This window comes from Caballeronia calidae (assembly GCF_900044055.2).
GTDB classification, from domain to species: Bacteria; Pseudomonadota; Gammaproteobacteria; order Burkholderiales; family Burkholderiaceae; genus Caballeronia; species Caballeronia calidae.
This window is the reverse complement of record NZ_FCOX02000250.1, coordinates 1-1,753: the sequence shown is the minus strand read 5'-3', so window position 1 is coordinate 1,753 and position 1,753 is coordinate 1. Positions and strand designations below refer to the sequence as shown.

General features: G+C 61.0%; 1 protein-coding gene. It reads right to left on the bottom strand.

What is annotated here, in order from left to right; translation table 11 throughout:
• Positions 1-25: 25 nt before the first annotated feature.
• Positions 26-1,753: IS1634 family transposase (locus tag AWB78_RS42400; RefSeq protein WP_074173740.1), on the bottom strand; the 1,728-nt coding region annotated here is incomplete at its 5' end.

Below are 1,753 nucleotides of genomic sequence, written 5' to 3'. Positions count from 1 at the left end.
GGTTATGCGTGCGTGAACGAGACGATTACTGGGTACAGATTGCGGGGCTGACGTTGAGCAGGTGGAAGGCCTTTTTTTGTACCGGAGTCGGCCGTGTGATCATGACGATCTTCGCTTGCGGATTGAGAGGGGTGTGACAGACGTTGTATGCAAGCGTGGCCAGATCATCGAGCAACGTGCGAAAGCTATGGAGTGGCAAGCCGTCCTCGCTAAGCCGGGTGGCATCCTTGGCTTTCGCGTGATCCGAGCGCCGTGCTTTAGCCACTGGTGAGACCCGCGTTGCACGCGCGAATTCGATATATTCGTCATCGAACAGCATCGGCTTTAAGGTCTCGCGCATGTGCCACTCGACGTAATAGGCAAGCATGCATAGAAAGACGTGCGCGCGCACTCGTTGGGCGTTCCAGTGGAATACTGGGCGCACCTGCAAATCGACCGTCTTAAGCGAACGGAAAGCGCGCTCCACGACCGCTAGTCCTTTGTAGGCCGTCACGGCCGCCTCGGCGGGCAGCTCCGTTGCCGATAGACTCGTGCGCACCACATACAGGCCGTCAAGCGCGGCCTCTTGCTGGATCTGTTCGGACTTACGCAGCCACGTAAAGCTCGAGTCGGTGATGTTCAACTCGAAATGCTTGGCCATCTTGAAATGATCGATGATGCGGCCCACGCGCAAAGCAATCGCTTCGATGCCCTTGAGTCGATTACGCATGCGCTTGGTTGCCTCGGCGATCTTCATCAATTCGGCTTCAGTGGCCTGCAGCAGCGCCTCGCGTTTGCGACTACGCTCCTCGGCTAATAGCGGATTGCGGCATACGATGAGTCGCTCACCGGGAAACGCCTCACTGGTCACCTCCAGCAGATTGCGCTCATCGAATAGCGAGGGCTGGAAGGGTCCCTTGTCCTGAGCGAGTGCGGCCATTTGCGGCGCGCGCAGGCTGCTCACCCAGTCAAGACCCGCCGGGCGCAAGACCGTGTCGATGCGCGCCTGCGTGAGCATGCCCCGATCGCCCACCCAGGCGAGCTTCTCGATGCCATAGCGGTGCTTGAGCTTGTCCACCTGCGAGGCCACGGTAGCGGGATCAGCAGTATTGCCAGCGAAGACTTCGACGGCCACCGGACAACCGTCGCTCGTGCAGATCAAGCCGAACACGATTTGCGGATCGTCGCGCTTGCCATCGCGGCTATAACCGTGCGCGGCGAGCTCGCAGCAGCGTCCGGTCAGCCACGTGGAGGTGAGGTCATAAAGCACCAGCATGCTGCCGCTCAGATGCTGCTGGGCAAGTCGCTTCTCGATGCCTTCCTGCGCTTCGCCGAGCCAATCGAGCGCGGCATAAAGCTGATCGAGTTCGATATCGTCCAACTTCAGCAGTCGCGACAGCGAGTGAGTCGCGGTCTGTGCGCACAACATGCGATGGGTGGCGAGCTTGGATGCAGGCGAAACCACCCGCGCCACTAGAAGTGCCATCACCACCGAGCGTAGTGCAGCGGGTGCCGATGCAAACCACTGCTCGGCGCCGCAGGCGCGTGCCGCGCCGAGCACGGCGGCTACGTGTCCGTGTGGCAGGCTGCGCTCGATCACGAAAGCCTCCTCGGCGGAGGCCACCGCGACGCCGCCGCGTAACAGAACCTTCAAGCCTTCGATAACTTCGGCGGGCAGCGCCGAGATGTTGGCGAGGGTGCGCTTCTTAACCGTGTTGCCTTCGCGATAAGACTCGCGCAGTAGCACGGCCGGAGGGGAGTTACGGTTGGGGAC